We start from the raw sequence: 26,134 nt of genomic DNA, 5'->3' as shown, positions 1-26,134 counted from the left end.
GGAGGACGTTCCGGTCCGTGGATCATTTGATCCGGTATGATCTGGCGTGGTTGCTTCAATAAATTTCGAGTAAGGGGCGGAGGGGTTCTGTGGGGTGTCCGAACCTGGCAACCCCGAGTCTCTGTCCGCCTATTATTCAGCTGATAGGGTCAATGGGATAGGGGTCGGGTAGTATCAGCGTTAGGAATCCCGGTCTGTTTTTCAAGCGGGAGTTGAGGTCTTTATCTGACATGTAAGACTCCCGCGCCCTGGATGGTTCCGGCCTTTAATTGTTGGAGTGCCAGATTGGCTTCCTCTAATTGAAAAGGAACTGTGTGGGTGCGAATGGGAATGGCGGCGGCCTCCTTCAACAGGTCCAATCCATCCTGGCGTGTGTTTGCGGTGACGCTTTGGATGGTCCGTTCCTGAAACAAATCAAGTGTATAGTCCAAGGGTGGAATGGGGGTCATGTAGATGCCGGCTAAGGCGAGTGTGCCGCCTTTTTCTAATGCCCGAAGGGCCGGAGGCACCAGTTCACCAGCCGGGGCAAACATAATCGCCGAGTGAAGGGTGTCCGGTGGCATCTCCGAAGCCGTTCCGACCCACACCGCTCCCAGTTGACGAGCCAGTGCGCGATGTTCTTCTCTTAAGGAACAGACGTAGACTTCGCATCCCCAATGCCTTGCGATTTGAATCGTGATATGGGCCGATGCCCCGAACCCGTAAAGTCCCAACCGTTGGCCTGGTTTAACCTGACTGCGGCGCAAGGCGCGATAGCCGATGATGCCGGCACACAACAACGGGGCGGCCTCCTCGTCAGTAAACACGGATGGAATAGGGTAGGCGAATTGTTCAGAGACCAGTGCGTATTCGGCATAGCCACCGTTGACGTGATATCCGGTGAAGGTGGCCTGTGCGCATAGATTTTCCCGCCCTGCCTTGCAGAACTCACAGGTCCCGCAGGTTGCCTGGACCCAGGCGATGCCTACTCGATCGCCTTCTTTGATCTGTTTGACTCCTTGTCCCACTCGATCCACGATGCCGACGGTTTCATGCCCAGGGACAATAGGACGGGTGGAGGGTGGTAGTTCGCCTTCGACGACATGCAGATCAGTGCGGCAGACTCCGCAGACATGAACCTTGACGCGAACCTGACCGGGACCCGGTTCCGGTTTGGAGATGTCACGCGCGCGTAAAGGACCCGTCGCGACATCGGCGTCCTGTTCGAGGATCATGGCATTCATCTTTCACTCCTATATGGGGTAAAAATATTGATATGGCCATTCAGGCATTGGGCCAACGGGTGATGCCGATCCATCCAGCATTGCCATCTATCATAGTCGTTCCCGGCATTCGTGATCTGGAATTCATCTTGACCCTAGTTTGGATAGATCACGATCAACGACCCGGTAATGACGTCAAGTTGTCATGCTGAGCCAGTGGCGAAGAATCTGTGCCCAGGTGGAGCAACGGCAGTATGAAACGCAATCCGGTCTGAGTTTGACCTCACTCGTGTTTGTAAAATGGGATCACACTGATTCAAACAATCATTGGACAACGGTCCGGCTAAATTGATACTTACTTCGGGAACCATGGAGTCTGTTCTGTCCGTCAGGGTCTCATCATATCGTATCCGTCGTGGCAGGTGAAGCTCAGTCAAAAACACCAGCATGAAGCGAGCAAGGCCGAAAGCCATAAAAACCCGTCCCAAGAAACCCCTCTGGAATATCGGTTCCCACCGAAAGCCCCGTGTTCGGCGATTCCGGTGGATTCGGATTATTCCATTCAAGACGATATTTCTTCTCCTGGGCCTCTATGTCCTCTTTGAAATTTTGACATTTCCATTTATTTCCATCGCACAATTGTCCACGGAAAATCCTACAGAAACCGCACTCATGCGGCAGCGTATCGATGAAGCCCATGATCAAGGAACCACGATGACCATCGACTACCGATGGACCCCGCTTTCACATGTCCCGCGCCATGTACGGATGGCCATTCTGGTATCCGAGGATGGAACATTTTATTCGCATGCCGGCGTGGATTGGCATGAGGTCCTGGAATCGATTGAAACCAATTTGGAGAAAGGACGGATTGTTCGGGGAGGCTCGACCATTACCCAGCAATTAGCTAAAAACTTATACCTCTCGACCTCCAAGGATCCGATTCGCAAAGGCAAAGAACTCCTCATCACCTGGATGTTGGAATCGACCTTAAGTAAAAAGCGTATACTGGAACTCTATCTCAATATCATTGAATGGGGACCGGGCGTGTTCGGTATTGAGGCCGCCGCCCAACGCTATTTCCACAAGCCGGCCTCCCGGCTTTCTATGGATGAGGGCGCCCGCCTGGCAGCGGTCATTCCCAGTCCGCTTCGGCATCAGCCCACGGAGACCACAGCATACGTGGAAAAGAAAAAAGAGCTGATCCTCCGTCGCATGTCCACCCGCTAACCTGAGAGGTATTGAGGAAATACTAAAGAGAGATAAAAACCAAAGGGGGAAATATGGAAACATTTCAAGTCAAAACAAAAAAACTCAAAGATGTTGTGGACCTCACCTCGAAACTGCATAGCATCATTCAAAAGAGAGAATTTCAGAATGGGTTGTGCCACGTCTTCCTGCCCCATACCACAGCTACGCTCACGACCGGGGAAATAGGAGAGGGCACGGAGGAAGACTTCCTCGAAGTCGCCGAAAAGATTATTCCCCAGATCAGATTTCGTCATGCCCATGATCCCTCCCATGCATGGTCGCATATGGCAGGCTCCTTGATCGGGGCATCGTTAACCCTGCCCGTAATAGACGGTGAGTTGCGTGTGGGTACCTGGCAATCGGTCTTGTTAGTCGAATTAGACGGCCCCCGGGAAAGGCAGCTCGTGGTGGGTTTAGCTCCGGTGGTATAAAATGATGTTTGATTGCCTGTCCACCTGCTGGTAAAGCCGGGTTCGTCCCGGCAGCCGAGGTCCCTTCGTCTTGGCTCAGAGGAGGCCTTTTGTTTGGGTAAAAGGACCCAAAACCAATGACGACCCGCCCGACCTCATTTGGATGGGTCTGATGTAAACTATTGGAGGGCGACCCAATTCGCCGATCCTGTCCTGCGTCTTGCGAAGGGCTCACACAAGGTTCACCTCTTGATTTGAGTGTCAGCCCTGTTGGTCAATCTGGTGGGGGTAGGATAACACCCTAGCGAATTGTCACTTGGGGGTAGAACGCCGAAATTGGAGTGAGTGATTGCCATGCCTTGCCCCCAATATGTACCACGCTGGAGAGATCGCAAAAGAAATATTCGGACCTTCCCCGACCTTACTCTTGCCCTCCGTTCGATCGTTAACGAGAGGGTTCCTACGGTGTAGTAAACTGCGTAATCTTACAGCTTGGCGAATTGGGTAGGGGCGATCCTGCATGGAACTGCTCGGCGCATTGCTTGATTTCAAGCGCAGCATCAGCCGTCGCTTGGTCAAAGGTGTCCTGCCCGGGCGTCATCCAGATCGGCGATGTGGCTGAGTGTGGGTGCTTACTCTCCTGGGAAGGGGCTGTGGCCTTGATACCTAAATCGAGCGCCGTGCCATTGCTGGGGACGTTGCCGGTGTTACTCACGTTGTTCACTCCCATGCGATGACAGCTGTTGCATAGATTGTCGTTGACTTCGACCTTGTAAGCCTTCCATGAGGCGAAATCAGCGCCGACAAAGGAATAGGGCTCGGGGTCGCTGTTGAAGGTGATATCACCCGCACCGGGCAGCTGGTTGGGGCCTGATATTTGGGCGAGATACGGGGATCGGATGATTGGCCCATTGTCATGGCAACTCACACAGGGGAATTTGCTGTTGACAATTTGTGACGGTGTCATCCAGAAAGCTGGATTGCCCACTCCCTTGGAAGGCGCCTTGACCTTACCATCATGGCTCAAGTGAAAGCCTTCTTCTAGCGCCCCCTGATAGAAACAGGTTTTGCCATTGACTTTATTGTGCTGGATGACTGCCACATCCCCATACTGCCCTGGGGATAGACCCATTTTTCTGGCATGCGCCACCACATAGGCGTCTGGAGTATTGACCAGCACCCGAAAACGGCTGCCACGATCGCATTTTCCGTTGAGCACGTTCGGACGATCACAGGTGCCGTCTGGATAGGTCGCGGTAGCCGGAGTGAGATGATCGGTTGGAACCGTTGTCCCCAAAGGGCTATCGACATCGAAATCGGGAACAGACACGCCGATGGCCTGATCGCATTCCTGGGCAAAGGCTGCAAGGACATCCGTTCCTCCCGGTGCGGTTATGAGAAGGCCTGCCCAATTCCCCTCAACAGGCGCAGGATAGCCGAGTCCTCCATCACTTTGATCGTCGGCTCGATCCGCATCCACGTCATACCGCATATATTGATTGCCTTTAAAAAAATAGACAACCGTCTTTCCCTCGAACGGCGTCGGCCAGGCCACCGCACCATCGACTCCATCTGGAAACTTGAAATTGGGCCAATTGCCCGCAATGGGCTTCGGGTAGCCCGGGTCAGCCCGATGCCTCTTCACATCAAAGCGGATGTACTGATCATCCCGAAAAAAGTATGCGACGGTCCTGCCGCTTCTCGGAACAGGCCAAACCACCACGGCATCCACCCGATCTGTCCAGATTCCAGGCCACTTCAACGAGATCGGCTGGGGGTAGGCCCGGCCAGCGCCGTCTGCCGCATCAGCCCGATCCGCATCCACGTCATACCTCATGAATTGATTGCCTTTGAAGAAGTAGGCGACCGTCTTGATTTCTGCTCCTCCCGGAGGCGGCGCAGGCCAGAAGACTGCCGCGTCCATGTTTTCCTCAAAAAGTCCAGGCCAGTTGTTCCGGATAGGGCGAGGGTAGGCATTGCCACTGCCATCGTCACTGTCCGCCATATCCCGGGCGATGTCGTATCGGGCATACTCACCTCCCTGGAAGAAATAAACCTTGCCGTTATTCCATACCACCGGCACCAGTTTCTCTGAACCGGTCAACTGAGCCCACACGTCCACTGGCCAACAGAAACTCATCGCGATGAACATTCCGCAGATTGTTGACATGAAAATTTTACAAGACATTCTCATAGCGTGATCCCTTTCTCACCTTACTTATCCATTGGGTACCTTCCGCTCATTTCCTCATTCTCCAACATCCTCTGTGTTGCTCGAATAAGCAAAACCCATTCCCCTCAAAACGGGTGTGCGAGAGACGCCCTGCTGGTATCTGATTGATAGCTCCTACTGGCTCTAGACTTCACAACCTTGCTGATACTGCTGCTCTCAACTCCACATGCGTTGCGGGTATCAATGACGATACACGTCGTATCGAATCAGATACCTATTCTCTGATGGGCGACTTTCACAGATCGTAAAAATCACTACCCCCAAGTTCTGGGGGTAAGTCTGTTGTTGAGAGTTTCGTACCGAGGACTTAAGAGGACGAAAATTTAACCAGATTTATTTGGCGATTTCTGATTCGTGAATGGCTTAACACTGTAACGGTGGCAGGAGTTATTCTTGACTGCAGAGGTTGAGGATTTTGGCCAAATCATTTGTTGAGACTGTTGCCCCTTGCTGGGACTTCGGTTCAGTGACCTGTCGGTAGCATGTTCATAGTCTCTATGTCCTAGAGAAAGTGGTGGCAAGTTTAAAGGAATATTATTGCCAGGGTTCGTCCCGGCAGCCGAGGTCCCTTCGGCTTGGCTCAGGGCAGACCATTTGTTTCGGCAAAAGGACCCGAAACCATGGTGGCCGTGGCGTAGCCCTTCGGCTACCCTCCGCGGTTCGCCGACCCCGGCGGCGCACAAACTTGCGGAGCTTGTCCTGAGACTTCTCGAAGGGCTCAAACAATGTGCGCCTTGTCTCCGGTGGCGGCTGCATTGCTCGGCCACACCACAAGGCCAGAAGAGACTGCCGAAACAATGAGTCCTTTTCTGATGGCAGGCCAACTCGCGGAGCCTGCCCTGAGTCAGGTCGAAGGGCTCATACAAGCCTCGCCGATCAGTGAGAGCATCAGACCCTGGGACTGGGCGGCGTCGGACTGGAAAGATCAAGAGGGATTGCCAGTGGATATGTTTTTCTGGAAACTCTTTGACTCGCAGTAGTGCTCTACGCCTTGACTTATTTCGTCAATTAACCAAAAATCCGTTTGGCCAATTCCAGTCCAAGAAGATTACTCTAGGGACGAGGAAATAGTGTTTATAATCCTTAGGCGAGTTTTACGGGTAGAAAATCGATGCTCTGCAGTTTGTGCTGATACACCTGATCATTACTCAAATGATAAATGTCTATCGGAGGAAAATTGAATGTCTGAGTTAGTTGCTGACTGCCCAAGATGTGGCGCAAGTGAAATGACCTTTGATTTGATAAGTCAATGGCCAGTCGATAGGACTTATGACTGGAAAACATATTTGGAAGTATTTTGTATTTGTCGACGCTGTAGTAAGTCCACAACATTTCTAGTAAGTCAAAGAGAGTTGGATGGAGAAAGGTATATTGAAAAAGGTCTTCCTGCTTTAGATTTCTCTGCAAATAAAATTGTCGATGTTGAGCGTTATATTAGCCTGCGTGACACGGCTGCAGAAATGCCACCTGAACATATACCAGAAGAAATTGAAGCTCCATTTAAGGAAGGGTCTGCATGTTTTTCTATTGGTTGTTACAACGCAGCAGCAACAATGTTTAGACTATGTATTGACCTTTCTACGAGATCAATGCTTCCTGATATGAGGGAGGGACTAAATAGTACCATTCGTAAAAGCTTAGGGTTAAGGCTTCCATGGCTATTCGATAATAGTATGTTGCCTGAAGCCCTAAGAGAGTTATCGACCTGCATTAAAGACGAGGGGAATGATGGGGCACACCAAGGAACCCTAACAAAAGAAGATGCTGCAGATATTCTAGATTTCACATTTGTGTTACTCGAACGCTTATATACTGAGCCTGTGAGAATACAGAAGGCAAATGAGCGCCGTGTGGCGCGACGTAATCAGCAATAATGAACGACGCACATAACAATTGCTTTCAAATGGACAAAATAAAGTTACTTTTGTAACTCACCACATCTAAGTGAAGCCTGTCGATAGGCATCTCTGGATCATGCGCTATTTGGGATGGGGTTTCGCAATTTTCTTCCTGCTGCTTGCACCAAATCTCCTCTGGGTTGGCACATCTACGCTGAGGATTCAGAACCTTTCCAATTCGCCCATTGATTCAATTGCCTACCTGGCATGCGAAACCGTTCACCCCGTTGGGCCACTAGCGCCTCATCGGCCCATTTTTCGTTTTTTGCCTGTCTGCGGGGATGATACTCTCGAGATAGTGATCGGCGAAGCTAAATTCTGCCAGACGTACGTTGGTCTTCCCCCAGTTTTACGGACGGGTTAAAGAAGACTGTGGATCTTGTTGCTCCCTAAAATTCTTCGGAGCCAGTCCCTGAGTAAAGGAGTGGCTCCGCTGATGATTGTAAAACCGCTCAATGTAGTCAGAAATATCGGCGCGGACCTCTGCCCGGGTTTGGTACTGTCGCCGATGAACTCGCTCCCGTTTGAGGAGGCCAAAGAAGCTCTCTGCCACCGCATTGTCATAACAACTTCCCATGGCACTCTGCGATGAACAATGGGGTTGATCTTGTTAAATGTTCATATGATGATTTGTTGTCGTGCCTCTTCGCTTCAAAAGTACTATGGTAATTCTCTGATGTTGAGTTAAGCCGCAAGAGAATTGTGCGAATGCAAGGCCAGCCCCCAGCGATTTCTTTGTCCTTTTCCTTGAAAATCGACGCCTGCTGTTCGGCCTTCTTGGCGGACGCTCTTCAAGCATTGGCGGGCCCTGTTTGAGCCTCGCGAGTTGGCCCGCTCTCCTGTTTCCTGCGTCCGCTTAATCTAAAGAGGCCGAACTGGGCGTCAATGGTTTTGGGTCCTTTTGCCGAAACAAAAGGACCTCGGCTGCCGGGCCGAAACCCGGTAAGGCTTAAATAATTGAATGAAGAAACTGTTATTTGTCTGTAATGAAAATCGGCTTCGTAGGTAAACGGCAGAGGTCATCTTTTCCGAATAGGAAGGGGGTGCGGCTAGATCATGAGCTATGAGAGATGGACTCACGTCATAAATTGAATTCAAGTTCACATGAGCGGGAAACGAGTTTCAGTCCACAAAAATTGCGATTGATTCGTATTCTTTAACGAGTCATTTGGTCTTTTTTTTCTTCTTTTGAGGCTTTCTTTTTTTCTTTCTTTGATTTTCCTCTTCCTCCTCAATTTCTTTGAGCAACTCTTCCAAGGTTGGCTCCCCGCTGGGATGTGTCACCGTAAAGGCATAATCCTTTTTCGTGATTTTGATGACATCGATCTCTTGATCTAAAAACCCCTGAATCTCCTCAAGGCGTAATTGTTCTTCTTTGCTGCAGAACGAAATTGCAATCCCTTTTTTGACACCCCGCCCTGTTCTTCCCACACGATGGACGTAGTTTTCTGCCTTATCCGGCAAGTCATAATTCAGCACATAATGAACATCCGGAATGTCGATGCCGCGTGCACTGACATCTGTGGCGATTAAAACCTGACAGGCCCCTGTTTTAAATGCGTTCATCACCGAAGCCCGGTCACGTTGATCCTTTTCCCCATGAATCGTCAGCGTTTCTATTCCGACACGACCCATGGCCTTGGCGACCCGTTCAGCGCGCACTCGCGTCCGGACAAACACGATCACCCGGCTCTCAGGATTATCGGTCAGGAACCGCTCAAGGAAAAACCGTTTATCATCCATTTCAACAAACATGACATAGTGGGTGACACTTTTGGAGACACGATTGTCCGGCGAGATTTGAATCCGGATAGCCGAACTCCTCACCTGAGAATACGCCAGTTTTTTGATGTCGGCATTAATGGTTGCTGAGAAAAAGAGCGTTTGATGTTTCTGTGGAAGCTTTTTTTTGATCGCATGAATATCTCCAATAAATCCGAGATCGAGCATGTGATCAGCTTCATCCAACACAAGGGTTTGGACGTGGTTAAGCAGAACATACCCCTGACTGATCAAATCAAACAGCCGGCCGGGTGTCGTTATGAGCACATCGATACCATTCTGAAGTCTTTGTATCTGCGGGTCCTGCTCAACGCCGCCATACAAAGCAAACGCCTTGACCTTGGTCTGTTTGGAAAGTTGGGCAAAGACTTCTCCAATCTGCATCGCCAGTTCGTGCGTCGGCACCATGACAATGCATTGGATACCATCGGAGCGTTGACTCCTTTTCCACTGGTCAATGTGATTGATGATCGGGATGGCAAATGCTGCCGTTTTCCCCGTCCCTGTTTGGGCGATGGCCAGAACATCTTCCCCCGCCATGATCGAGGGCATGGCTTTAAATTGGATGTCCGTGGTTTTTACAAACCCGAGTCGGCCCAGGTTGTTTTTCAAAGCATCTGAAATAGGATATTTTGCAAACTTCATGGCGTTTCAAGACCTCTTCTTCTCATCAAATCTGGACAACAGGGGTGGATCATTCTGGGAATGCTGAAAAAAGCCGCCAGCGGCGTTCTCGCCATTTTGCCGTGCTCACGTGCTAAAAGTACGCTCCGCCCGCCAAAATGGCTGCGGTCTTGCTGGACGACTGTTTTGATCATTCCCGTCGACCATTGATATCGAATCCCTGTTGAGTGAATACCTGCGATTTTTCAGAAGTATTCAACAGGAACATTCTGATTTCGTACTGTGTCACAGTCTACTCGGAAATGATCAGACAGGCAAAAAAACATTAGGGAGAAGACTTGTGCTTGGGATCAGGTCCTGCCATGCGAAAGCGGATTGTCCCGCCTGAGGGTCGTTGAGTGAAGCCCAAAGGAGATTTCGTCATATCCAGGCATTTCCATATTTTTCCTTTCAGAAATGTGCTGATTAAGGGAATGTTCTTTGGCTAAATAGTCCTTCTCACTCCGCAACGATGGTTTCCGGTTCATTCTGAACTTTTTCAGGGGAAGGCGTGTTGACGGGAACGGTGAACAGGCCCAACATATCCTCCACGACCAGATAGAGAGAGGGAATGAGCACGAGCATGATGGCGGTGGCAAAAAGAATTCCAAATCCCAAGGATATGGCCATGGGAATCATGAACCGTGCCTGACGGGACGTTTCGAAAATCATGGGACCCAATCCGCCGAAGGTGGTGAGGGTGGTCAACAGGATGGGGCGGAACCGGCGGATGCCGGCCTGACAGATGGCCTCAAACGCATTCTGCCCCTCCCGGCGCTTGGTATTGGCATAGTCGATCATGATGAGAGAATCATTCACCACCACTCCGCCAAGCGCAATGATTCCCATCATACTGATGATGCTGATGTTGTAGCCCATGATCATGTGGCCGATCACCGCACCAACCAACCCGAACGGAATGGATGTCATCACAATGGCTGGTTGCAGGTAACTACGAAACGGCACGGCAAGCAAGACATAGATTATGATCAAGGCCAGGGTCGAACTATATAAAAAGCTCTGAAGCGCATCACGCATATCGGCCTGGCGGCCTTCGAAGGTGTAACTCAGGCCGGGATAATCACGAAGCAAGGCAGGAAGCACGTCCTGTTTCAATTTATTCAGGACAAGGTTGGTATCCTTTGTGGGTTGGACATTCGCAGTGACGGTCACGGTGCGGTGTCCATCCCGACGGGTAATTTCCCGAAACGCCCGGCCCTTTTCGACCGTCGCAACCTGATACAACGGCACGTGCGGACCGGCAGGTGTTCGAATAACCAGATTTTCCACATGATATTCGCTGGACCGTTCCGACTCGGGGAATCGCACCAACACCTTGATCTCGTTACGCCCTCGTTGCTGGCGAAGGGCTTCCGATCCGTAAAAGGCGTTGCGGGCTTGTCTGGCGATATCCCCTGCGGTGAGGCCGAGGCTGCGGGCCTCTTCTTTGATCCGGAAGTCCAGCTGGGGTTTTCCTTGAGAATACCCGTCGTCTATGTCTTTGACGCTTCCGAATTCAGCCAGACGGCCGGCCAGATCGGTGCTTGCCTTATCGAGCATGTCAATATTCCGATGGCTGAGTTCTACACTAATCCCGGCCCCGCGCCCCGGTCCCCCGCTATCCGCCTCAAACCGCAGGTATTCCACTCCCGTGAAATTTGGAGTATGTTCCCGCCAGAGGGTGGTCAATTCGCTTGTGCTGAGCGGACGATGGTTGGCATCCGGCAAATACGCACGAACGTCGATGGTATTTTCCAGGACCAGCGCAAAGGTGCCGTTGGTAATATGTTGTCCCGGATACAGGTCGATCACGTCCTGCACGGAACGGATCAACCCATCCCGGATCCGGATTATTTCACTGGGCGGACTTCCGAAAGGCAGTGCGGCTGTGGCCTTGGCAAAATCCGCTTCAACGGTGGGCATAAGAATAAAGCCCATGCGTCCACTGAATGGGTAGGCCAGCACGATGGCAAAAATCCCGAATCCAATGGCAATCGTCAGATAGCGGTGAGTAATGGCCCGGCGAAGAAACGGACCATAGGTCCGTTCGACAAATCGGGAAAACCATGCACTGAACCGTTGTTGGTTGTGATGCAGGGTCCTGCCGATCGTGCCGGTCGGATTGGTGCCCGAATGCGCCAGATGGGCTGGAAGGACGAACAACGCTTCGACCCAGGAAATAATGAAGGCTGTCGAGACGACCACGGGAATCACGGCCCAGATTTTTCCGAAGGATCCGGGCATGAACATCAGCGGCAGGAAGGCCACGATATTCGTTAAAATGCTGAAGCTGATGGGAATGGCGATATCCCGCGCCCCCAGGATGGCTGCCTCGCTGAAGGATTTGCCGCGTTGCCGGTATTCATAAATGTTTTCCCCGGCAATAATGGCGTCATCCACCACAATCCCGAGCGCAATAATAAACGCAAAGAGGGACACCATATTGATGGACACGTCCATGGCCGGCAGGAAGAGCATGGCCCCCAGAAATGAGGTCGGGATCCCTACCGTTACCCAAAACGCCAGTTTATATTCCAGAAACAGGGTGAGAATGGCCAGGACCAGCAACAACCCGAGAAATCCATTCTTCAGCAGAAGCGTGAGCCGTTGATAATAGATTTCCGACCGGTCTTTGAGAATGGTGTAATGGATGGAGGCCGGTAGATCAGGAACAATATGGGCCATCGCGGCGCGTACACTTTCCGACACACCGATCGGGGTTTGATCTCCCACTCGAAAGATTTCGATGCCAATAGCGGGTACCCCGTTAAAGGTGGCATACGTTTCGCTTTCCTGGAATCCTTCCGACACGTGCGCGAGATCCCTGAGACGTAAGAGCGTTCCCGTTTGGTTGGCAATGATGGGGATGTCGGCAAAGTCCGAGGCCCAATCCCGTCGTTCCTGCACCCGCAACAAAATTTCTCCGCTGGAGGTTTCCACGCTTCCACCCGATCGATCGAGCGCGGTCGCGCGGATGGTTTGTGCGATGTCTTCCAATGTGAGTCCATAGGCCCGGAGGTCCTCTTGGGACACCTCCACATGAATTTCATACGCTCGCGCGCCTTCAAGGTCGATTTGGGTAATGCCGGGTTCTTGTAAGAGACGATCCCGAACCTGTTCGGCTATTTCACGAAGGGTCCATTCCGAGACGTCACCATACAACTGAAGCGTCAGCACGTCGCGACGGCGGGTATCTAATGTAACACTCGGCTTTTCCGTATCCTCGGGAAACGTCACGATGCGGCTGATCGCCTGCTGAATGTCCTGATAAACTTTTTGATTGTTGGAGTTGGCGAGGAGTTCGACGATGACCGTTCCCTGATTTTCGCCGGCGGTGGCCCGGATCTCGTTCACCCCTTCAAGTCCGCGAACCCCTTCTTCAATCGCCAGAATCACCCCTTGTTCGACTTCTTCGGGACTTGCGCCGGGAAAGGGGACCGTAATGGTAACGGTGTCTTCTTCAAACTCGGGAAAGACCTCCTGTTTAATTTGGGAGGCCATAAACAGTCCACCCAGCAGTAACGTCAACATGAGCAGGTTGGGCGTAATCCGGTTGTGCACCATCCAGGCCAGAGGGCCGGATTCCCGGTGAGGGGGAGTCGTGGAAGGGTTAGGTTCCATGGGGAGTCACTGGTGTGTCGGAACGACTGGTATTCAAGCGAATGGGCATCCCATCAGTGGGAGCGGAAATGTCGGTAACTACTAAGCGGTCTCCCGTTTCCAGGCCTTCTGAAATAAAGACCTCATGTTGGCCACGATAGGCGATCGTTACCTGACGAATGGCCAGCGTATTGTCTGTGTTCATTAGCCACACGGTGTCCTGGTCATGGATCCAGCGACGATCGACTTTGGCCAGCCTGGTGAGTTCCTGCCCTTGAATTTCCGCGCGAAGATACGAGCCGAGCAGCACGCGAGGCAACTGCGCATGCCGTTCTTCAAGATTCAGCGGATCTTGTATGGCCACCAGAAGCCTGGCCATTCGCCCGTTGGGTTCAAGATCGGTCAGCAACCGGACCACCCGGCCCGTCCGGAATTTGTCTTTTCCCCACACATTTTCTTGAAAGAGTTTAACTGTGGACCCTGGTTCATCAGGTGTGCGAGGAATCGTGATCCAACGTAACTGAGCCATGGGGACCGCTAACTCAACCCAATATTCTTTCGTTCCTGCAATCGTCACGAGATCCGAGGTGGTTGTCACATAGGTTCCCAAATCAATGTGACGGCTAACGACGGTTGACTCGAACGGGGCTTTGATGACGGTGCGGGACAGCGAGAGCTTCGCGGATTGAAGGGCAGCCGCGGCGGCATCCACGTCGGCTTTCATCGCGCTTAGCTGCGGCAAACGAAGGACCAGGGATTTTTCCTGGTCGTTGATCGTGGCACCCAATAAATCGAACTCTTGTTTGGCGACGACCTGGTTGCCCTCCTCTAGGCGAAGTGCCACGCGGGCTTTCGCCAGATCGGATTGTCGCTGGCGGACAGCCAGCACATAATCTGCCGGTTCCAAACGAAGAATGGTTTCCTGTGCGGCGAAACGACCGCCGGGAACGAGTTCCGGGTTGACGGCGATGATTTTTCCGTTCACCTGGGACCGGAGCGTGATTTGATGCACAGGTTGGACTTGTCCCCAAGCTTCTATTGTCAGAGTCTGTTTGGTCACATCGATTGCAATCGTTTCTACCAGCCGGGGTTGTCTGGGCTTGGGATGACGTTCAGGCTGTGGGGCGCTCTTGACGATCGAAAAGGCGATGCCTCCGGCCAGCACCAGGATCAGAACCGGCAGTACAGCCTTCAAGACCATCAGGCATTTTTTGGAAAAGGATGGGGATGACATGATTTGGAAGCGTTTCGAGAAAAATGTCTATCCGTTGGAAATGGTTAATCCCCGGATTTCAGGTTTGGTCATGGGCCAGCCACCGGCCAGAGCCTTGGCCAGATCAACGCGGAAATCGATGAGTGTCCGTCGGGCGGTCAGGATCTCGCGTTCAAGCTCCTGTTGACTGTTCAGAGCATTGAGTACGTCCAGGTAGGCGGTTGCACCATTCAGATAACGGGCTCGCAAGCGTTCGATCACCTGGGTGGCGATGTGGAACTGATCTTCCAGACTATTTGTTTTTGCCCGTTGTTGTGTTTCACCAATCAAGGCATTTTCGACCTCCTGGAAGGCTTGAAGTACCGTGAATTCGTAGTTGTGAAGGACTTCGGACCGAGCGGCTTTGGAGAGATCGACTTGCGCCGCCCGCGCCCCCGCATTAAAGATCGGTGCGACGATTTGTGCTGATACGGTGGCTAACCAATTGGCAAACAGTCCTCCCGGAGCAACGGCAAAGGCTCCGCTGGTCAGGGTTGGGGTGAGATTTGTGGTTATCGACCCGGCAAGATCAATGCGCGGGAAACGTTCGGCAATGGCGGCCGCGACACGCGCATCGGCCGCCTGTACCTGATAAAACGTGGCCTGCACATCAGGACGCCGTTGAATGAGCTCTCCCGGCAGGCCGGTACTCGGCAATGGGGGAAGGTCTATCAGCACAGGATCGTCGGGGATAACCAGAGACTTGGGAGGTTTCCCAAGAAGAATGGCGAGTTGATGGGTCAGCGTGCCGATTTGCGCGCGGACGTCTTTGGTGTTTCCCCGCGTTTGCTCCACTAACTGTTTCTGTCGCAGAACGTCGGCCGCAGCGGCCACGCCCTGCCGGAACCGCAAGGTGACCAATTGAAGAACTTTCTCATTGGTCGAGATCTGTTTCTCCAGTAAAGCCAGTTGGCCTCGTTGTTCAAGCAGGTTATACCAGGTTTTCGCCATTTGACTTGATAAGGTGATCGCGGCAACTGTGAGGTCGGCCTGACTGGTCTGCGCATCAAATTGCGCCGCACTTCCGAAAGCCCGTACCCGTCCCCACAGGTCCAGCTCATAGGCCACCGATACTCCTATAGCGAAACGATCGGTCTGCGTGCCTAAATCACTGCGACTCCGGCTGGCGGTACTGTTTCCGTTTAAGAAGGGAAACCGGGGAGCTCCATCACGCACGGCGATGGCTTCGGCCTGCCGCAGGCGGTCCCAGGTGGCCAACAGAGTCGGATTGTCTTCCATTGCGCGTTCAATCAGCCGGTCAAGGGCCTCGTCTTCAAACGCTTCCCACCATTTGTCCGGCAACGCATGCTGGCCGGAACGGGAAAAGGAATCAGGCGGATGGATTTTCAATTCGATGGGTTGTGGGTCGAACAGACAACCGGTAATCAGCATCAGGGAAATTCCTGTGAGGATGGCGCGACAAAAACGGAAGGTGGTCATGCGATGTTTAGAGTGACGAAGGAAAATATCTGTCGATTTTGTTATGGATGATGGTTGTCGTTTTTTTAATGACCGGAGAAGGAAAATGTCTTTTTGTCCCAAGTTGCTGATGAAAGCGATTCAGCCAGGCGTTTGGCCCTGATCTTTCTTTGTTCGGTCAGTATACCCAGGATATTTCCCTGAAATTTATCCACATCCTTCTTTTTTGTAAGAAAACCTGCCAGAATTCCGTTTTGACAAACTTTGATACAATTTTTCTTCCCTCACTTTCGGTCCCGGCGTCATAATAATAAAGACGGGTAATCTTCAGGAGCCTTATGGATTCTTCACCACACCTCCTTGTTGTCGATGATCAGCCGGATATTCGCAATCCGCTCGCCACCTATCTCACGCAAAAAGGCTTTCGGCTGAGTGCGGCCGGAAGCGCGGCTGAAGCCCGAAAAACTCTCGAAAACAGCGCCATCGATCTCGTTGTCCTGGATATCATGATGCCGGGAGAAGACGGCCTCTCTCTCTGCCGTCATTTACGCGAAACAAGGGATATTCCCATTATTTTGCTCACCGCCATGGCGGAAGAAACGGACCGTGTGATCGGGTTGGAAATGGGCGCGGATGATTATGTGGTGAAACCGTTTAATCCCAGGGAATTGTTGGCACGAATCAAGTCCGTGCTCCGGCGTGCGAATAGTCTGCCATGGAAGGAACGGGGAATAGCTGAAAAAACCATTCGATTCGACCGATGGGTCTTACAGGTTTCGCAACGAGAGCTCATCGGAGAAGATGGCGTGGCCATTCCGCTCAGCACCGGGGAATTCGTGCTGTTGACGGTATTCCTGAATCATCCACACATGGTGTTGACTCGTGATCAATTGCTGGATCTCACCCGGCATCGCACGGGCGATGTGTTTGATCGCAGTATCGACAATCAGGTCAGCCGGTTGCGAAAAAAAATTGAAGTTGATCCCAAGCTACCCTCCTTGATTAAAACGGTGTGGGGCGGCGGTTACACGTTCACCGCTGAGGTCTCCTTTCAATGAAACCGGGAATGCCCATTTTCCGGAGGGTGTGGCCGCAACGGCTGACCAGCCAGATGATTACCCTTCTGCTGGTGGCCCTCGTCCTTGCGCAAGTGGCCAACTTTCTTATTTTTACCGATGAACGTCGTGCGGCTATTCGATCTGTCGAGCGGACTCAAATTCTTGAGCGAACGGCTTCTCTGATCGATCTCATCGCACACAGCCCATCCGGTTTGCACAATCGCATGGTCCAGGCCGCCAGTTCACGAAAGTTGTACTACTGGTTGTCGGATACGAGTCAGATTCCTCAAGGTTTGCAACAGGGCGACCATGAGTGGATCAGCCGTCTCAAGGATTTGTTGAACAAGAAGGACGTATCGGAACTGCGGTTCATGCTTCCGCAACAAGACGGGTTATGGAAAAAGACCATAGGGGAGGCACCGGAGGACATCCGGCGTTCCATTTTACAAAGTGAAAAATCCGGATCGTCCTTTCCTCTTCCGCTCTCGGAATTTGACGCCCCGGGCCTGCTGATTTCTGCGCGTCTTCAGGATGGCCGGTGGCTGAATGTCGGCATGGGGATCACCCCATCCCTGGGCCGGTGGGCTCTGCCCACACTGATTTCAATGGTGTTCACCGGGGGCAGTATCTGCCTGATTGTGGTGTTCATGGTGCAACGCCTCACCCGTCCGCTTCAACAACTCTCGGAAGTTGCGGAGCGGGTTGGTCGCGGGGAATCTATCACGCCCATTCCGGAAGAAGGTCCCGTTGATATTCAGCAAACTATTCGTGCCTTTAACCGCATGTACGAACGACTGCAACGGTTTGTTCAGGATCGAACCAGAATGCTGGCGGCCATCAGTCACGATTTACGCTCTCCCATTACTTCCCTTCGACTGCAAGTCGAATTGATGAAGGATCAGGAAGCGAAAGACAAAATGCTGGACACATTGGAAGACATGCAACGGATGACCGAAGCCACACTGGCCTTCGCCCGCGACGAAGCCTCGACAGAAGTGTCGCGCTCGGTCGATCTCAGCGCCTTAATCGATAGTCTTTGTCAGGATCTTGCTGATATGGACATGGAGGTGAAATTCGAGAGTGCGAAGAAAACGCCATGCACCTGCCGTCCCACCAGCCTTAAACGAGCCATACGAAATCTCCTTGAAAATGCCGTGAGCTATGGTGGAGGCGTCGAGGTCAAGCTTCGCCAACATGACACGGAATTTCAGATTGTGATTCAAGATAGCGGTCCGGGAATTCCCGAGCAGGATTTTGAACGGGTCTTTCAGCCCTTTGTGCGATTGGAGGAATCCCGCAATAAACAAACGGGGGGCATTGGTCTCGGCATGGCCATCGCCCGATCAATCATTCGGAATCATGGTGGAGACATCAGTTTGGCCAACACACCTGGTAGCGGCTTGATGGTGACGGTTCATCTACCAGCCTCTCCGCCGCCCCCGGCTGACGATCCATCCTACTTATAAGTTTACAACTCTGTCTGTTCACTGATTGAACGTTCGAACCGTCCAAAAACCAAAGTTCTCAATAATTCCCACTTCATTTTTTCAGGCCCACGTCTTGACCTATTTTGTCGGTTGAAGAAAAATTCGCCGCTGATTTTTCTACTGCAAAGGTTTAACTTTTATTTGATCTACTGGAGGTCATGACACCATGAAGTCTCAACCTTTTATTGTTTCCCCCAATGACTACGCACCCGCTTTGAATGTGATTGGCACGAAGGTGACCGTGCTTGCGTCCAACGCAGCAACACAAAGCTATGAGATCACCCTGCAGCAGGGGGACGAAGGAATGGGGCCGCCCCTGCATAGTCATGACTGGGACGAGTCCTTCTATGTCCTAAAAGGGAAGATCGAGTTCAGTTATGAAAACAAGACGGTCATGTGCCTGCCGGGCACGCTGGTCCACGTTCCTGCCGGCACCGTGCACGGCTTTCGCTACGGCGCAGGCGGCGGGGAGATGTTCGAACTCACCGGTCAGGGCAGCAGGGCCACACAGATGTTCACCGCCTTCCACAAGGAGATCCCTCCAGGCCCTCCGGACATTCCCAAGGTGCTGGAGGTGCTCAAACAAAACGGCGTCACCGTCGCGACTTGATCCCCCCTCGGCCGGCCACCTTACAAGCTGTCCCGGATCAGCGGCTACACTCAAAAAAATTGGTTGACGAAAATAGGTCTGTTTGAGGTTTCAGGCGAACGATCGCTTGGCAAAAGGTGGACAAAAAAGAGGCTCATGCAAGGCCGTGGTGATTCCCAGCCCGCTTCGATATCATCCCACTGAAAAAATGTCGGACTCGGAAAAGAAAAAAGATCTCATCCTCCGCCGTATGTCCTCCCTTTGTAGCCTGGGTTCGTCCCGACCTTCGAAGTCCTTTTAACTAGTATTGCTGGGAGGTCTTTGCTGAGGTATGCTGGGGACAAATTAAAAGAGAGGTGATAAATGGGTATTGCAACAGACAAATTACTTGAAGAAGCGCTTTTGCTTCCGGCTGACGAACGGGCTAGTCTTGTAGAAAAGCTCCTCCAGAGTTTAAATCTGCCAACCGAAGCCGAGATTAATCGGCTGTGGGTTGAGGAAGCAGAGCGACGGGTTTCTCAGATTGAAACAGGCAAGGTTGAACTCATACCGGGTGAACAAGTCCTCGCAAAGATTCGGGCGAAGTACAAGCGATGAGATTCAGCTTCCATCCTGATGCGGAAGCTGAATTTGGTCAAGCAATTGCCTACTATGAGGAAAGACAAAGCGGCCTTGGTCTTGACCTTGCCAATGAAGTCTTAGTGGCCGTTGCCAGAATTCTCGACTACCCTAAGTCAGGCCAACCCTTCTCCAAGAATACCCGGCGTTGCCTGGCCAAACGTTTTCCCTACGACCTTATTTATTAGATTCACGAAGACATGGTGCGGATCATAGCCGTAGCTCATTTGAGCCGACGGCCGAAGTACTGGGAAAAACGTGTTTAACCGAATAAATAACCGCCTTATTAAATTTCCCGACAATTCCTTTGGTATTTTTTTAAAACCACAACCTGACAAATTTTCCCAATTGATCAAGAATTCCCTTCGGCCATTCTAGTTGGGTGGATGAGCTTTGAGGCTAGGGCAAGGCCTGTGATAGTGATCTGGGTTTTATCCGGATTCGTCTAAACTGTTAGCTGTTTCGTAACCCCTACCCATTTTTAACAAACATGGAGAATGCAATGAACCTTGATAGAACAAAGCATTTGTTTCTCGCCACGATGGCCTGTTTTCTGTGGGCATCAGTTGCCCATGGACAGACAGCACCGAAGATGACGATGACGACGGACATTCCTGGGACCATTTCCACCCCGGACAAGGTTGAGACCAATCGTCTCGGCACGCTCGAGTTTGTTGACGGTTTTCCCACCGATGAAACAACCCGGAAAGTTTATGACCACCTCGACTTCATGCGTGGCGTTGAAGTGTTTCTCAATGCCCTGCCGGGCGCATCGGTCGAAGCCGCGCGCGTCGGTTTTGCCAGCCAGGGGGCGTCCGACAATCAGACGGTGCTGATGATGGAAAATCTGATGGACTCCAAATCACTCTTTCTCACTCCGAATACTGAGAGCGTCTACAGCATGATGTGGCTGGACACGAAACAAGGTCCGCTGGTGCTGGAAACGCCCCCCAATGTGCTCGGTGTGCTCGATGATCACTGGTTTCAGTATGTCGGGGATGTCGGAAACGCCGGTCCTGACAGGGGTAAAGGCGGCAAGTTCCTGCTGCTACCGCCCGGGTATACCGGGAAGGTACCGGAGGGGTATCACGTCTTTCGTTCGTCCACCTTTGGCAATCTGTTCTTCTGGCGCGGTTTCCTCGATAACGGCAGCACTACCACCGCCGTTAACAATACGAAGCAATTCACGAAGGTCTACCGGCTATCTGAGGCGGAGAATCCGCCGAAGATGAAATTCATCAACGTGTCCGGCAAAGCGTTCAACACCATCCACTCCAACGATTTTCATTTTTATAAAGAAGTCAACGACATTGTGCAGTACGAGCCGAATGAAGCCTTCCATCCGGAAACCCTTGGTTTGCTGGCAGCCATCGGTATTGAGAAAGGCAAGCCCTTCACACCCGACACCCGTATGAAAAACATCCTTACCGAAGCGGTGGCCGTGGGCAACGCCACCGCGCGCGCCATCACATTCAGGACGCGCATGAAGGAGGCCTACTACTATCCCGACAGCGCCTGGTTTACGGGTTTTGTGGGAGGCGATTACCGGTTCATCTCTCAGCCCGGCGTCCGCAATCTCGATGCACGAACCTTGTTTCATTACTATGCGACCGGCGTGACTCCGGCAATGGCACTGAAGCGGGTGGGTATCGGTTCGCAATACGCCGCGGCGACTACTGACTCCCAAGGCAAGCCGCTCGATGGCAGCAAGACCTATACAATCCACCTCCCGCCGAACATTCCTGCGAAAAACTTCTGGTCCTTCGTCGTGTATGACAACCAGACTCGCTCGATGCTTCAGACCGATCAGCAATTCCCCAGTATCGGCAGCCAGAAGGAGGACATCGTCGTAAACCCCGATAGCTCAGTGGATGTCTGGTTCGGCCCGACGGCGCCGAAAGGCCATGAGTCAAACTGGGTACAGACTATTCCTGGCAAGAGCTGGAACGTGCTGTTTCGCCTCTATGGCCCGGAGCAATCGTGGTTCGACAAAACCTGGAAGCTCGGGGAGTTTGAACCGATTCAGTGAATGTGGAAGGGTGGCTAACAATTTAAGTTCAAGGAAATGGTCACCGGAAGAGATGGCCTATGTATGCACCCAGAGAGCGGAAAGCGCATATTTTTGCCGGGAGAACGAGGAAATTAGAAGTCTACACTCCAGATCATACACCTAACGCTTCCAATTTTATGGCAAAACGAAGAGGTTACTTTCTCATCTCTCGTCGAAGCTTGAGGCTGCCGAAACGGCCTATGCCCCTCTCCAGAGAGAGAATGGGTAACTTACGGATTAGCAAGAATCTTAGCGTCCTGCTTCAGAGTGCGGGGTTTACACACATTCGTCTTGCGGCACGATACGAATGTTACCCGTCTCTAGAATTCATCGGAGAGTTTTTTGCCCTTCAACATGAACAAAAGGGGTTCAGTCGGCACGCGACAACTCTTCGAAAGTGGGCCAAGGACCTATCCGGCGTGTTTGGTCAAGCCTGGGTATCGGCCTTCGCTAAAAAGTCCCAACAAAGGGTGCGAGTATCGGAAAGCAGCGGACAAAATAGAACAACAGATTAAACGATTTGTGGATATCGAGAGAGTTGGATGAGCGGTGGGTCGTTTAAAGGCCTAATAGTGAAACCGTAGCTGAGCGATCAAGAGTGCATCTCCCTCAATGCGATATACCATTCGATGTTCGTCGGTTATTCTGCGGGACCAGAATCCTGAAAGGGCATGCTTTAATGGTTCGGGTTTGCCTATTCCTGTGAAGGGTTCGCGTTGGGTCTCCCGTATCAACTTGTTGATTCGTTCCACCATGCGCTTGTCCTGCTTCTGCCAATATAGGTAGTCTTCCCACCCTTCGTCAGCAAAAATCAGCTTCACTTGGCCAACTTCCGCTCAACACCTTTCCCGGCGTTCAATTGTGCGGCGGCCGAAAGGAGACGTTTGGCGTTGGCGGGCGTGCGCAAGAGGTAGGCGGTTTCTTCTAACGCCTTATAATCTTCAAGCGAAACCATCACTACAGACTGCTCTCCATTTCGTGTGATGATGAGTGGTTCGTGATCGTTGCAAACGCGATTCATAGCACTGGCCAGATTTGCACGAACGGTAGTATAAGTCACGGCATCCATAGCTAGCCCTCCTGATGTGTACAGGTTACTGTACATGAAGGGTAAAGACTTGTCTAGGGTGGCTGTTTAGGTGTTCTATCGTTAAAGAGTCGGAATTCGTTCGGCAGCCGAGGTCCTTTGGTTTCGGTAAAAGGATCTAAACAACTAATGCCCCGTTCGACCTCATCTGATGGGACGCAAAGAAGGCACAACAGACTAACTTGGAGTCGATCCCGAGTTGTTCTTTGCCTCACGTATGTTTTTTATAAACCAAAAGCTGAAATCTCTGCATCGCTCAGAAATTGACGAATATGCCATTCGCACAAACTTGTTCTATCAGGATAAAATCCAGTCGAGCTCCTTTGTTGTGTGGTTTAAGAGTGTTGGACGTCTGCGACGATGGGCCAAAAGAGTGACAAGAGGAGATGAACATATGCGTGCATGGTTGATGGATGGTTATGAAGGTGTTGAAAAATTGCGGCTCGGTGAAGTGCCGGAGCCACAGCCGGGTCCGGAGCAAGTGCTACTGAGGGTGAAATTCGCCGCGCTGAACCCGGCTGATGCCTTTCTTGCGCGCAAAATGTATCCCGCCAATCCATCGCTGCCTCACATTCTTGGACGTGATGGTGTGGGTGATGTGATAGCGGTGGGGTCCGGTGTCGAGAGCATACGTGTAGGCGTGACCGTTGGGATTTTGCGTTGCGAGGTGGGTGTAGAGCAGTGGGGAACGCTTGCTGAGAAGGTGGTGGTTCCGGCCAAAAGTGTGACGCGTATCCCTACCGGCTGGTCTGATGAAGAGATGGCGGGGGCTCCGTTGGTCTTTTTGACCGCCTGGCAGGCCTTGACCCAATGGCTCAATCCTCCGGCACCGCCATCTGCGGGATCTGTACTCCTCGTGACCGGGGCCTCCGGTGGTGTCGGAGTGGCATCCGTGCTGCTCGGGAAATCGATGAATCTCACCGTGGTAGCCCTCTCGCGTAGCGCGGAAAAGAGGGCCAAGTTAAAGCAGTTAGGAGCTGACTTCGTGTTCGATCCGATGGAGAACAAACTCTTGGAGGCCGTGATGGCGGCACTCGGTCCGCGAAAAGTCGATCTCGTGGTGGATAGTGTGGGAGGCGCGCTGCTTCCCCAGGTTGTGACTGTTCTTGGATATGGCGGACGGATCAGCGTCGTCGGGCGGAGCGGAGGAATGGTGCCGAAGTTCAACACGGCGACACTGTTTTTCCGCCGGAATCGAATAGGCGGGGTCTCGGTTGGAGACTTTACCGCTCAGGAAGCGCATGCGGCATGGGAACAGATCGTCGGTCGATTGGATGCCCTGGGGCAGCGGCCACAAGTGGACACCATTGTCCCCTTCGAGGAAGTGAAGATGGGGTTTGAGCGATTGGGCCACGGGCCTATGGGAAAAGTTCTGGTGCGGGTAGCTGATTAAGAACAGGCTTGCTCACACCCTGTCGTCAGTCGTAAGAAGCCACATCTGAAAACTATTCCGCTTTTGTAATCATAGACCCACAACTTGCTTTATTTCGTCGATTGATGAAGAATTCCTCTGGTCTATTCCAATCCCGTGAATGAGCTTTGGGGTTAGCGAAAATGGTGGTTATGCTGATCCGCCTAAGAACCCTGATAAAAGGCAAAAACTGGGTAAGCATCTTATTTCGGGAGTGATGGCCGGCCGAAGTCGTCATTGAATGGCGTCTTATACGGACAGAAAATGAAAGATCCAGCTTCTATTCGGAACCGTCTTAACATTGTTAGATCGCAGGATATTCTTCAATGCTAGTGTTTATTAGCCACAATAAAGCGGACAAAGCCACAGCGCGACTTCTAGCGTCTGCGCTCGTTGAGGCAGGCGTTAACGTATGGTTTGACGAATGGAACCTTCGTCCAGGTGACTCGATTGTCGGCGATATTGAAAGTGGTCTTGCCGAATGTGATGTATTCGTTCTAATTTGGAGTGAAAGCGCAAAGCAGTCCAATTGGGTAGGAACCGAAATGCGTGCTGCAATTAACAGGCGTGTCGGTGATAAGGCTCTGCGCTTGGTCCCGGTGCTTGCTGATGAAACTCCACTTCCGATTTTGATCGCAGAGTACAAGGGGTTCAATTTATTGACTGTTCCCGACCTGCGCAAAATTGCTCAAGAGATCTCTGGTGTCACGAATATCAAAGATGTCGCACAAATGCTTCAGCGCAGGCTACATGAACTTGCTGCCGCAGAACTGCCACCTGACAATCCAATTCGAGTTATCGTCTGTCCTGAATGCGCATCCAAGAACTTGAATGTTAGGCGCGAGTATGATTTTTATTCCGAAGGTCTCGTATATTTTATTATGTGTGAAGACTGCACCTGGGGAACTGCCGGGAAGGTGTGCGCTGCGCCTTGAGAAGCCAATCGAGCGGACGTCTCCGGGCCGCTCGAACAGACGGGCCTCCGGGCCCACCGCTCAGCCGTGCGTCATTTTGGGCGTATACATTCACTGGGGTAAGTTATGTTGGATGAGGATAGAAATTCTACCCTGCATGCAATAGCGTCTCTTGGCGTGCCTAAGGACCTTCTTCATATCCCCTTAACTGGAGCTCTCTACTTTCAGAAAATGGGAGGGCCCGCGATTTCCACCTATTGGTCTGATCCTGAAGTTGTTGAACAATCGAATTTAATTAAGAAACAACGGGGAGAGATGTTTCTGGTTGTTAATTCCGTCCTATCTCTAGCCCATCTGTATGCCCGTGCATCGTCTCATGGAAGACATCAAGAGTTTGACGTCACATTTCTATTTTTCCTGAAAGGTTTTGCCCAAACGGCTGCAGCGGTAAACCTGCTTTGCAGGGCCGGATGTTATCTTGACGCGTTTGGCTTGGTCCGTTCTCTGGCCAGTCGAGTAAACTTGCTTGCGCTCTTTGCTCTTGGTCCTCATCTCTTTGACGAATGGCTTGAATGGCCAAAAGATAAACGTTTTCTAGATGTGAACGTTCGTAACGAGCTTGCGAAAAACGGGGTCACGATTTTTCCTCATTTTTATAAACAGTTCAGCGAGGTCATACATGGCCAATACCAAGCTATCGGAGAGTTAGGGTATATGGAAAAAGGGCTTTTCCCCAAAGTGGTCCCGATTGAGAATAAAGTTCTGGTTGCAACCAAACTATTGTTTGGAGTCATTGGAAGCGTAGGCTTGGCCGCACTTACTCTTTGGCCACGGCACGGGTTTGCCCAGGAACTGAAGGAAGAAGAAAGATTGTTTGTTTTCATTGTCGATAAACTGTTGCCTCCGAATAGGTTAGACCACATAATTGTTACCATTGCCGAAGAGAGGCACTGGAAAGAAACCTCAGAAATAAATAAGAAAGTCATTGGTGAGTGGTTCGATCCGACTGGATTTCGACGACAACTTAATTTATTCGGTGGCAATCCGCCCGCGAAGCAACTCGGTAAGGTATACCGGAAAGGGATTACCCCTGGCCAAGGCTAACCTAAAGTTGAGCTTTGTCTAACCATTGCTTACCCTCATGCATTTTATCAGCTACTCAGGAGGCGTTGTTGGCTGAATGGGTTGGGTTCACGCTCTAAGGTCCGGG

At 51.7% G+C, this 26,134-nt stretch carries 22 protein-coding genes and 1 pseudogene; 14 read left to right on the top strand and 9 right to left on the bottom strand.

The features are described 5' to 3' along the window. Window positions 1–221: 221 nt before the first annotated feature. A complete protein-coding gene (locus ACWHYD_RS13750) occupies window positions 222–1,223 on the bottom strand; it encodes a zinc-dependent alcohol dehydrogenase family protein (RefSeq protein WP_447962596.1) in 1,002 nt (333 codons plus the stop codon). Between the two features lie 426 nt (window positions 1,224–1,649). On the opposite strand from ACWHYD_RS13750, the gene mtgA reads away from it, so the two are divergent. Further along, window positions 1,650–2,432: a monofunctional biosynthetic peptidoglycan transglycosylase gene (gene mtgA, locus ACWHYD_RS13745; protein ID WP_447962595.1), complete on the top strand. Its 783-nt coding sequence runs from the start codon at window positions 1,650–1,652 to the stop codon at window positions 2,430–2,432. 53 nt (window positions 2,433–2,485) lie between these two features. Next, window positions 2,486–2,884: a secondary thiamine-phosphate synthase enzyme YjbQ gene (locus ACWHYD_RS13740; RefSeq protein ID WP_447962594.1), complete on the top strand. Its 399-nt coding sequence runs from the start codon at window positions 2,486–2,488 to the stop codon at window positions 2,882–2,884. A gap of 439 nt (window positions 2,885–3,323) precedes the next feature. On the opposite strand, the gene ACWHYD_RS13735 is transcribed toward ACWHYD_RS13740, so the two are convergent. Further along, window positions 3,324–5,003, bottom strand: a complete 1,680-nt coding sequence (locus tag ACWHYD_RS13735; protein WP_447962593.1) for a hemopexin repeat-containing protein — start codon at window positions 5,001–5,003, stop codon at window positions 3,324–3,326. 818 nt (window positions 5,004–5,821) lie between these two features. On the opposite strand from ACWHYD_RS13735, the gene ACWHYD_RS13730 reads away from it, so the two are divergent. Together ACWHYD_RS13730 and ACWHYD_RS13725 are read left to right on the top strand one after the other, a co-directional pair. After that, a complete protein-coding gene (locus ACWHYD_RS13730; RefSeq protein WP_447962592.1) occupies window positions 5,822–6,076 on the top strand; it encodes a hypothetical protein in 255 nt (84 codons plus the stop codon). A 201-nt stretch (window positions 6,077–6,277) separates the two neighbouring features. Continuing rightward, window positions 6,278–6,970 carry a DUF4145 domain-containing protein gene (locus ACWHYD_RS13725; protein WP_447962591.1) on the top strand — a complete coding sequence of 231 codons (693 nt, stop codon included), beginning with the start codon at window positions 6,278–6,280 and terminating at the stop codon, window positions 6,968–6,970. A gap of 373 nt (window positions 6,971–7,343) precedes the next feature. On the opposite strand, the pseudogene ACWHYD_RS13720 reads toward ACWHYD_RS13725, so the two are convergent. The 5 genes and pseudogenes from ACWHYD_RS13720 to ACWHYD_RS13700 form a co-directional block, all read right to left on the bottom strand. After that, window positions 7,344–7,583, bottom strand: a pseudogene (locus ACWHYD_RS13720) (IS3 family transposase); the annotation flags it as partial. A 575-nt stretch (window positions 7,584–8,158) separates the two neighbouring features. Beyond that, entirely contained in the window at window positions 8,159–9,421 is a 1,263-nt protein-coding gene (locus tag ACWHYD_RS13715; protein ID WP_447962590.1) for a DEAD/DEAH box helicase, read from the bottom strand. Between the two features lie 477 nt (window positions 9,422–9,898). Then, window positions 9,899–13,060 carry an efflux RND transporter permease subunit gene (locus ACWHYD_RS13710; protein WP_447962589.1) on the bottom strand — a complete coding sequence of 1,054 codons (3,162 nt, stop codon included), beginning with the start codon at window positions 13,058–13,060 and terminating at the stop codon, window positions 9,899–9,901. Then, a complete protein-coding gene (locus ACWHYD_RS13705) occupies window positions 13,050–14,273 on the bottom strand; it encodes an efflux RND transporter periplasmic adaptor subunit (protein WP_447962588.1) in 1,224 nt (407 codons plus the stop codon). The genes ACWHYD_RS13710 and ACWHYD_RS13705 overlap by 11 nt, the downstream gene beginning before the upstream one ends. Window positions 14,274–14,300: 27 nt before the next feature. Beyond that, window positions 14,301–15,683 (bottom strand): TolC family protein, encoded by a 1,383-nt coding sequence (locus ACWHYD_RS13700; RefSeq protein WP_447962587.1) that lies wholly within the window; start codon window positions 15,681–15,683, stop codon window positions 14,301–14,303. Between the two features lie 365 nt (window positions 15,684–16,048). On the opposite strand from ACWHYD_RS13700, the gene ACWHYD_RS13695 reads away from it, so the two are divergent. From ACWHYD_RS13695 to ACWHYD_RS13665, 7 genes are all read left to right on the top strand, one after another. After that, window positions 16,049–16,768 carry a response regulator gene (locus ACWHYD_RS13695; protein WP_447962586.1) on the top strand — a complete coding sequence of 240 codons (720 nt, stop codon included), beginning with the start codon at window positions 16,049–16,051 and terminating at the stop codon, window positions 16,766–16,768. 8 nt (window positions 16,769–16,776) lie between these two features. Then, entirely contained in the window at window positions 16,777–18,234 is a 1,458-nt protein-coding gene (locus tag ACWHYD_RS13690) for an ATP-binding protein (protein WP_447962585.1), read from the top strand. Window positions 18,235–18,421: 187 nt separating this feature from the next. After that, complete coding sequence (locus ACWHYD_RS13685; RefSeq protein WP_447962584.1) at window positions 18,422–18,865, top strand: cupin domain-containing protein; 444 nt, start codon at window positions 18,422–18,424, stop codon at window positions 18,863–18,865. Between the two features lie 342 nt (window positions 18,866–19,207). After that, window positions 19,208–19,441 carry an addiction module protein gene (locus tag ACWHYD_RS13680; RefSeq protein ID WP_447962583.1) on the top strand — a complete coding sequence of 78 codons (234 nt, stop codon included), beginning with the start codon at window positions 19,208–19,210 and terminating at the stop codon, window positions 19,439–19,441. Then, window positions 19,438–19,650, top strand: a complete 213-nt coding sequence (locus tag ACWHYD_RS13675; protein ID WP_447962582.1) for a type II toxin-antitoxin system RelE/ParE family toxin — start codon at window positions 19,438–19,440, stop codon at window positions 19,648–19,650. Before ACWHYD_RS13680 ends, ACWHYD_RS13675 begins: the two co-directional genes overlap by 4 nt. 314 nt (window positions 19,651–19,964) lie before the next feature. After that, the gene (locus ACWHYD_RS13670) at window positions 19,965–21,491 is read left to right on the top strand and encodes a DUF1254 domain-containing protein (protein WP_447962581.1); all 1,527 of its coding nucleotides are present in this window, start codon (window positions 19,965–19,967) and stop codon (window positions 21,489–21,491) included. A 242-nt stretch (window positions 21,492–21,733) separates the two neighbouring features. After that, window positions 21,734–22,027, top strand: a complete 294-nt coding sequence (locus ACWHYD_RS13665) for a hypothetical protein (protein WP_447962580.1) — start codon at window positions 21,734–21,736, stop codon at window positions 22,025–22,027. A gap of 51 nt (window positions 22,028–22,078) precedes the next feature. On the opposite strand, the gene ACWHYD_RS13660 is transcribed toward ACWHYD_RS13665, so the two are convergent. Beyond that, entirely contained in the window at window positions 22,079–22,333 is a 255-nt protein-coding gene (locus ACWHYD_RS13660; protein WP_447962579.1) for a Txe/YoeB family addiction module toxin, read from the bottom strand. Next, entirely contained in the window at window positions 22,330–22,581 is a 252-nt protein-coding gene (locus tag ACWHYD_RS13655) for a type II toxin-antitoxin system Phd/YefM family antitoxin (protein WP_447962578.1), read from the bottom strand. Before ACWHYD_RS13655 ends, ACWHYD_RS13660 begins: the two co-directional genes overlap by 4 nt. 412 nt (window positions 22,582–22,993) lie before the next feature. Here ACWHYD_RS13655 and ACWHYD_RS13650 point away from each other — a divergent pair, with 412 nt between their 5' ends. The 3 genes from ACWHYD_RS13650 (at window position 22,994) to ACWHYD_RS13640 (ending at window position 26,028) form a co-directional block, all read left to right on the top strand. Then, a complete protein-coding gene (locus ACWHYD_RS13650) occupies window positions 22,994–23,992 on the top strand; it encodes a quinone oxidoreductase family protein (protein WP_447962577.1) in 999 nt (332 codons plus the stop codon). A gap of 344 nt (window positions 23,993–24,336) precedes the next feature. After that, the gene (locus tag ACWHYD_RS13645) at window positions 24,337–24,945 is read left to right on the top strand and encodes a toll/interleukin-1 receptor domain-containing protein (RefSeq protein WP_447962576.1); all 609 of its coding nucleotides are present in this window, start codon (window positions 24,337–24,339) and stop codon (window positions 24,943–24,945) included. Between the two features lie 105 nt (window positions 24,946–25,050). Beyond that, window positions 25,051–26,028 carry a hypothetical protein gene (locus ACWHYD_RS13640; RefSeq protein ID WP_447962575.1) on the top strand — a complete coding sequence of 326 codons (978 nt, stop codon included), beginning with the start codon at window positions 25,051–25,053 and terminating at the stop codon, window positions 26,026–26,028. Window positions 26,029–26,134 lie beyond the last annotated feature (106 nt).

It is taken from the genome of Nitrospira sp. Ecomares 2.1, assembly GCF_965152585.1.
Note: the sequence above shows the minus strand (reverse complement) of the source record. Positions and strands in the feature narration are given on the sequence as shown.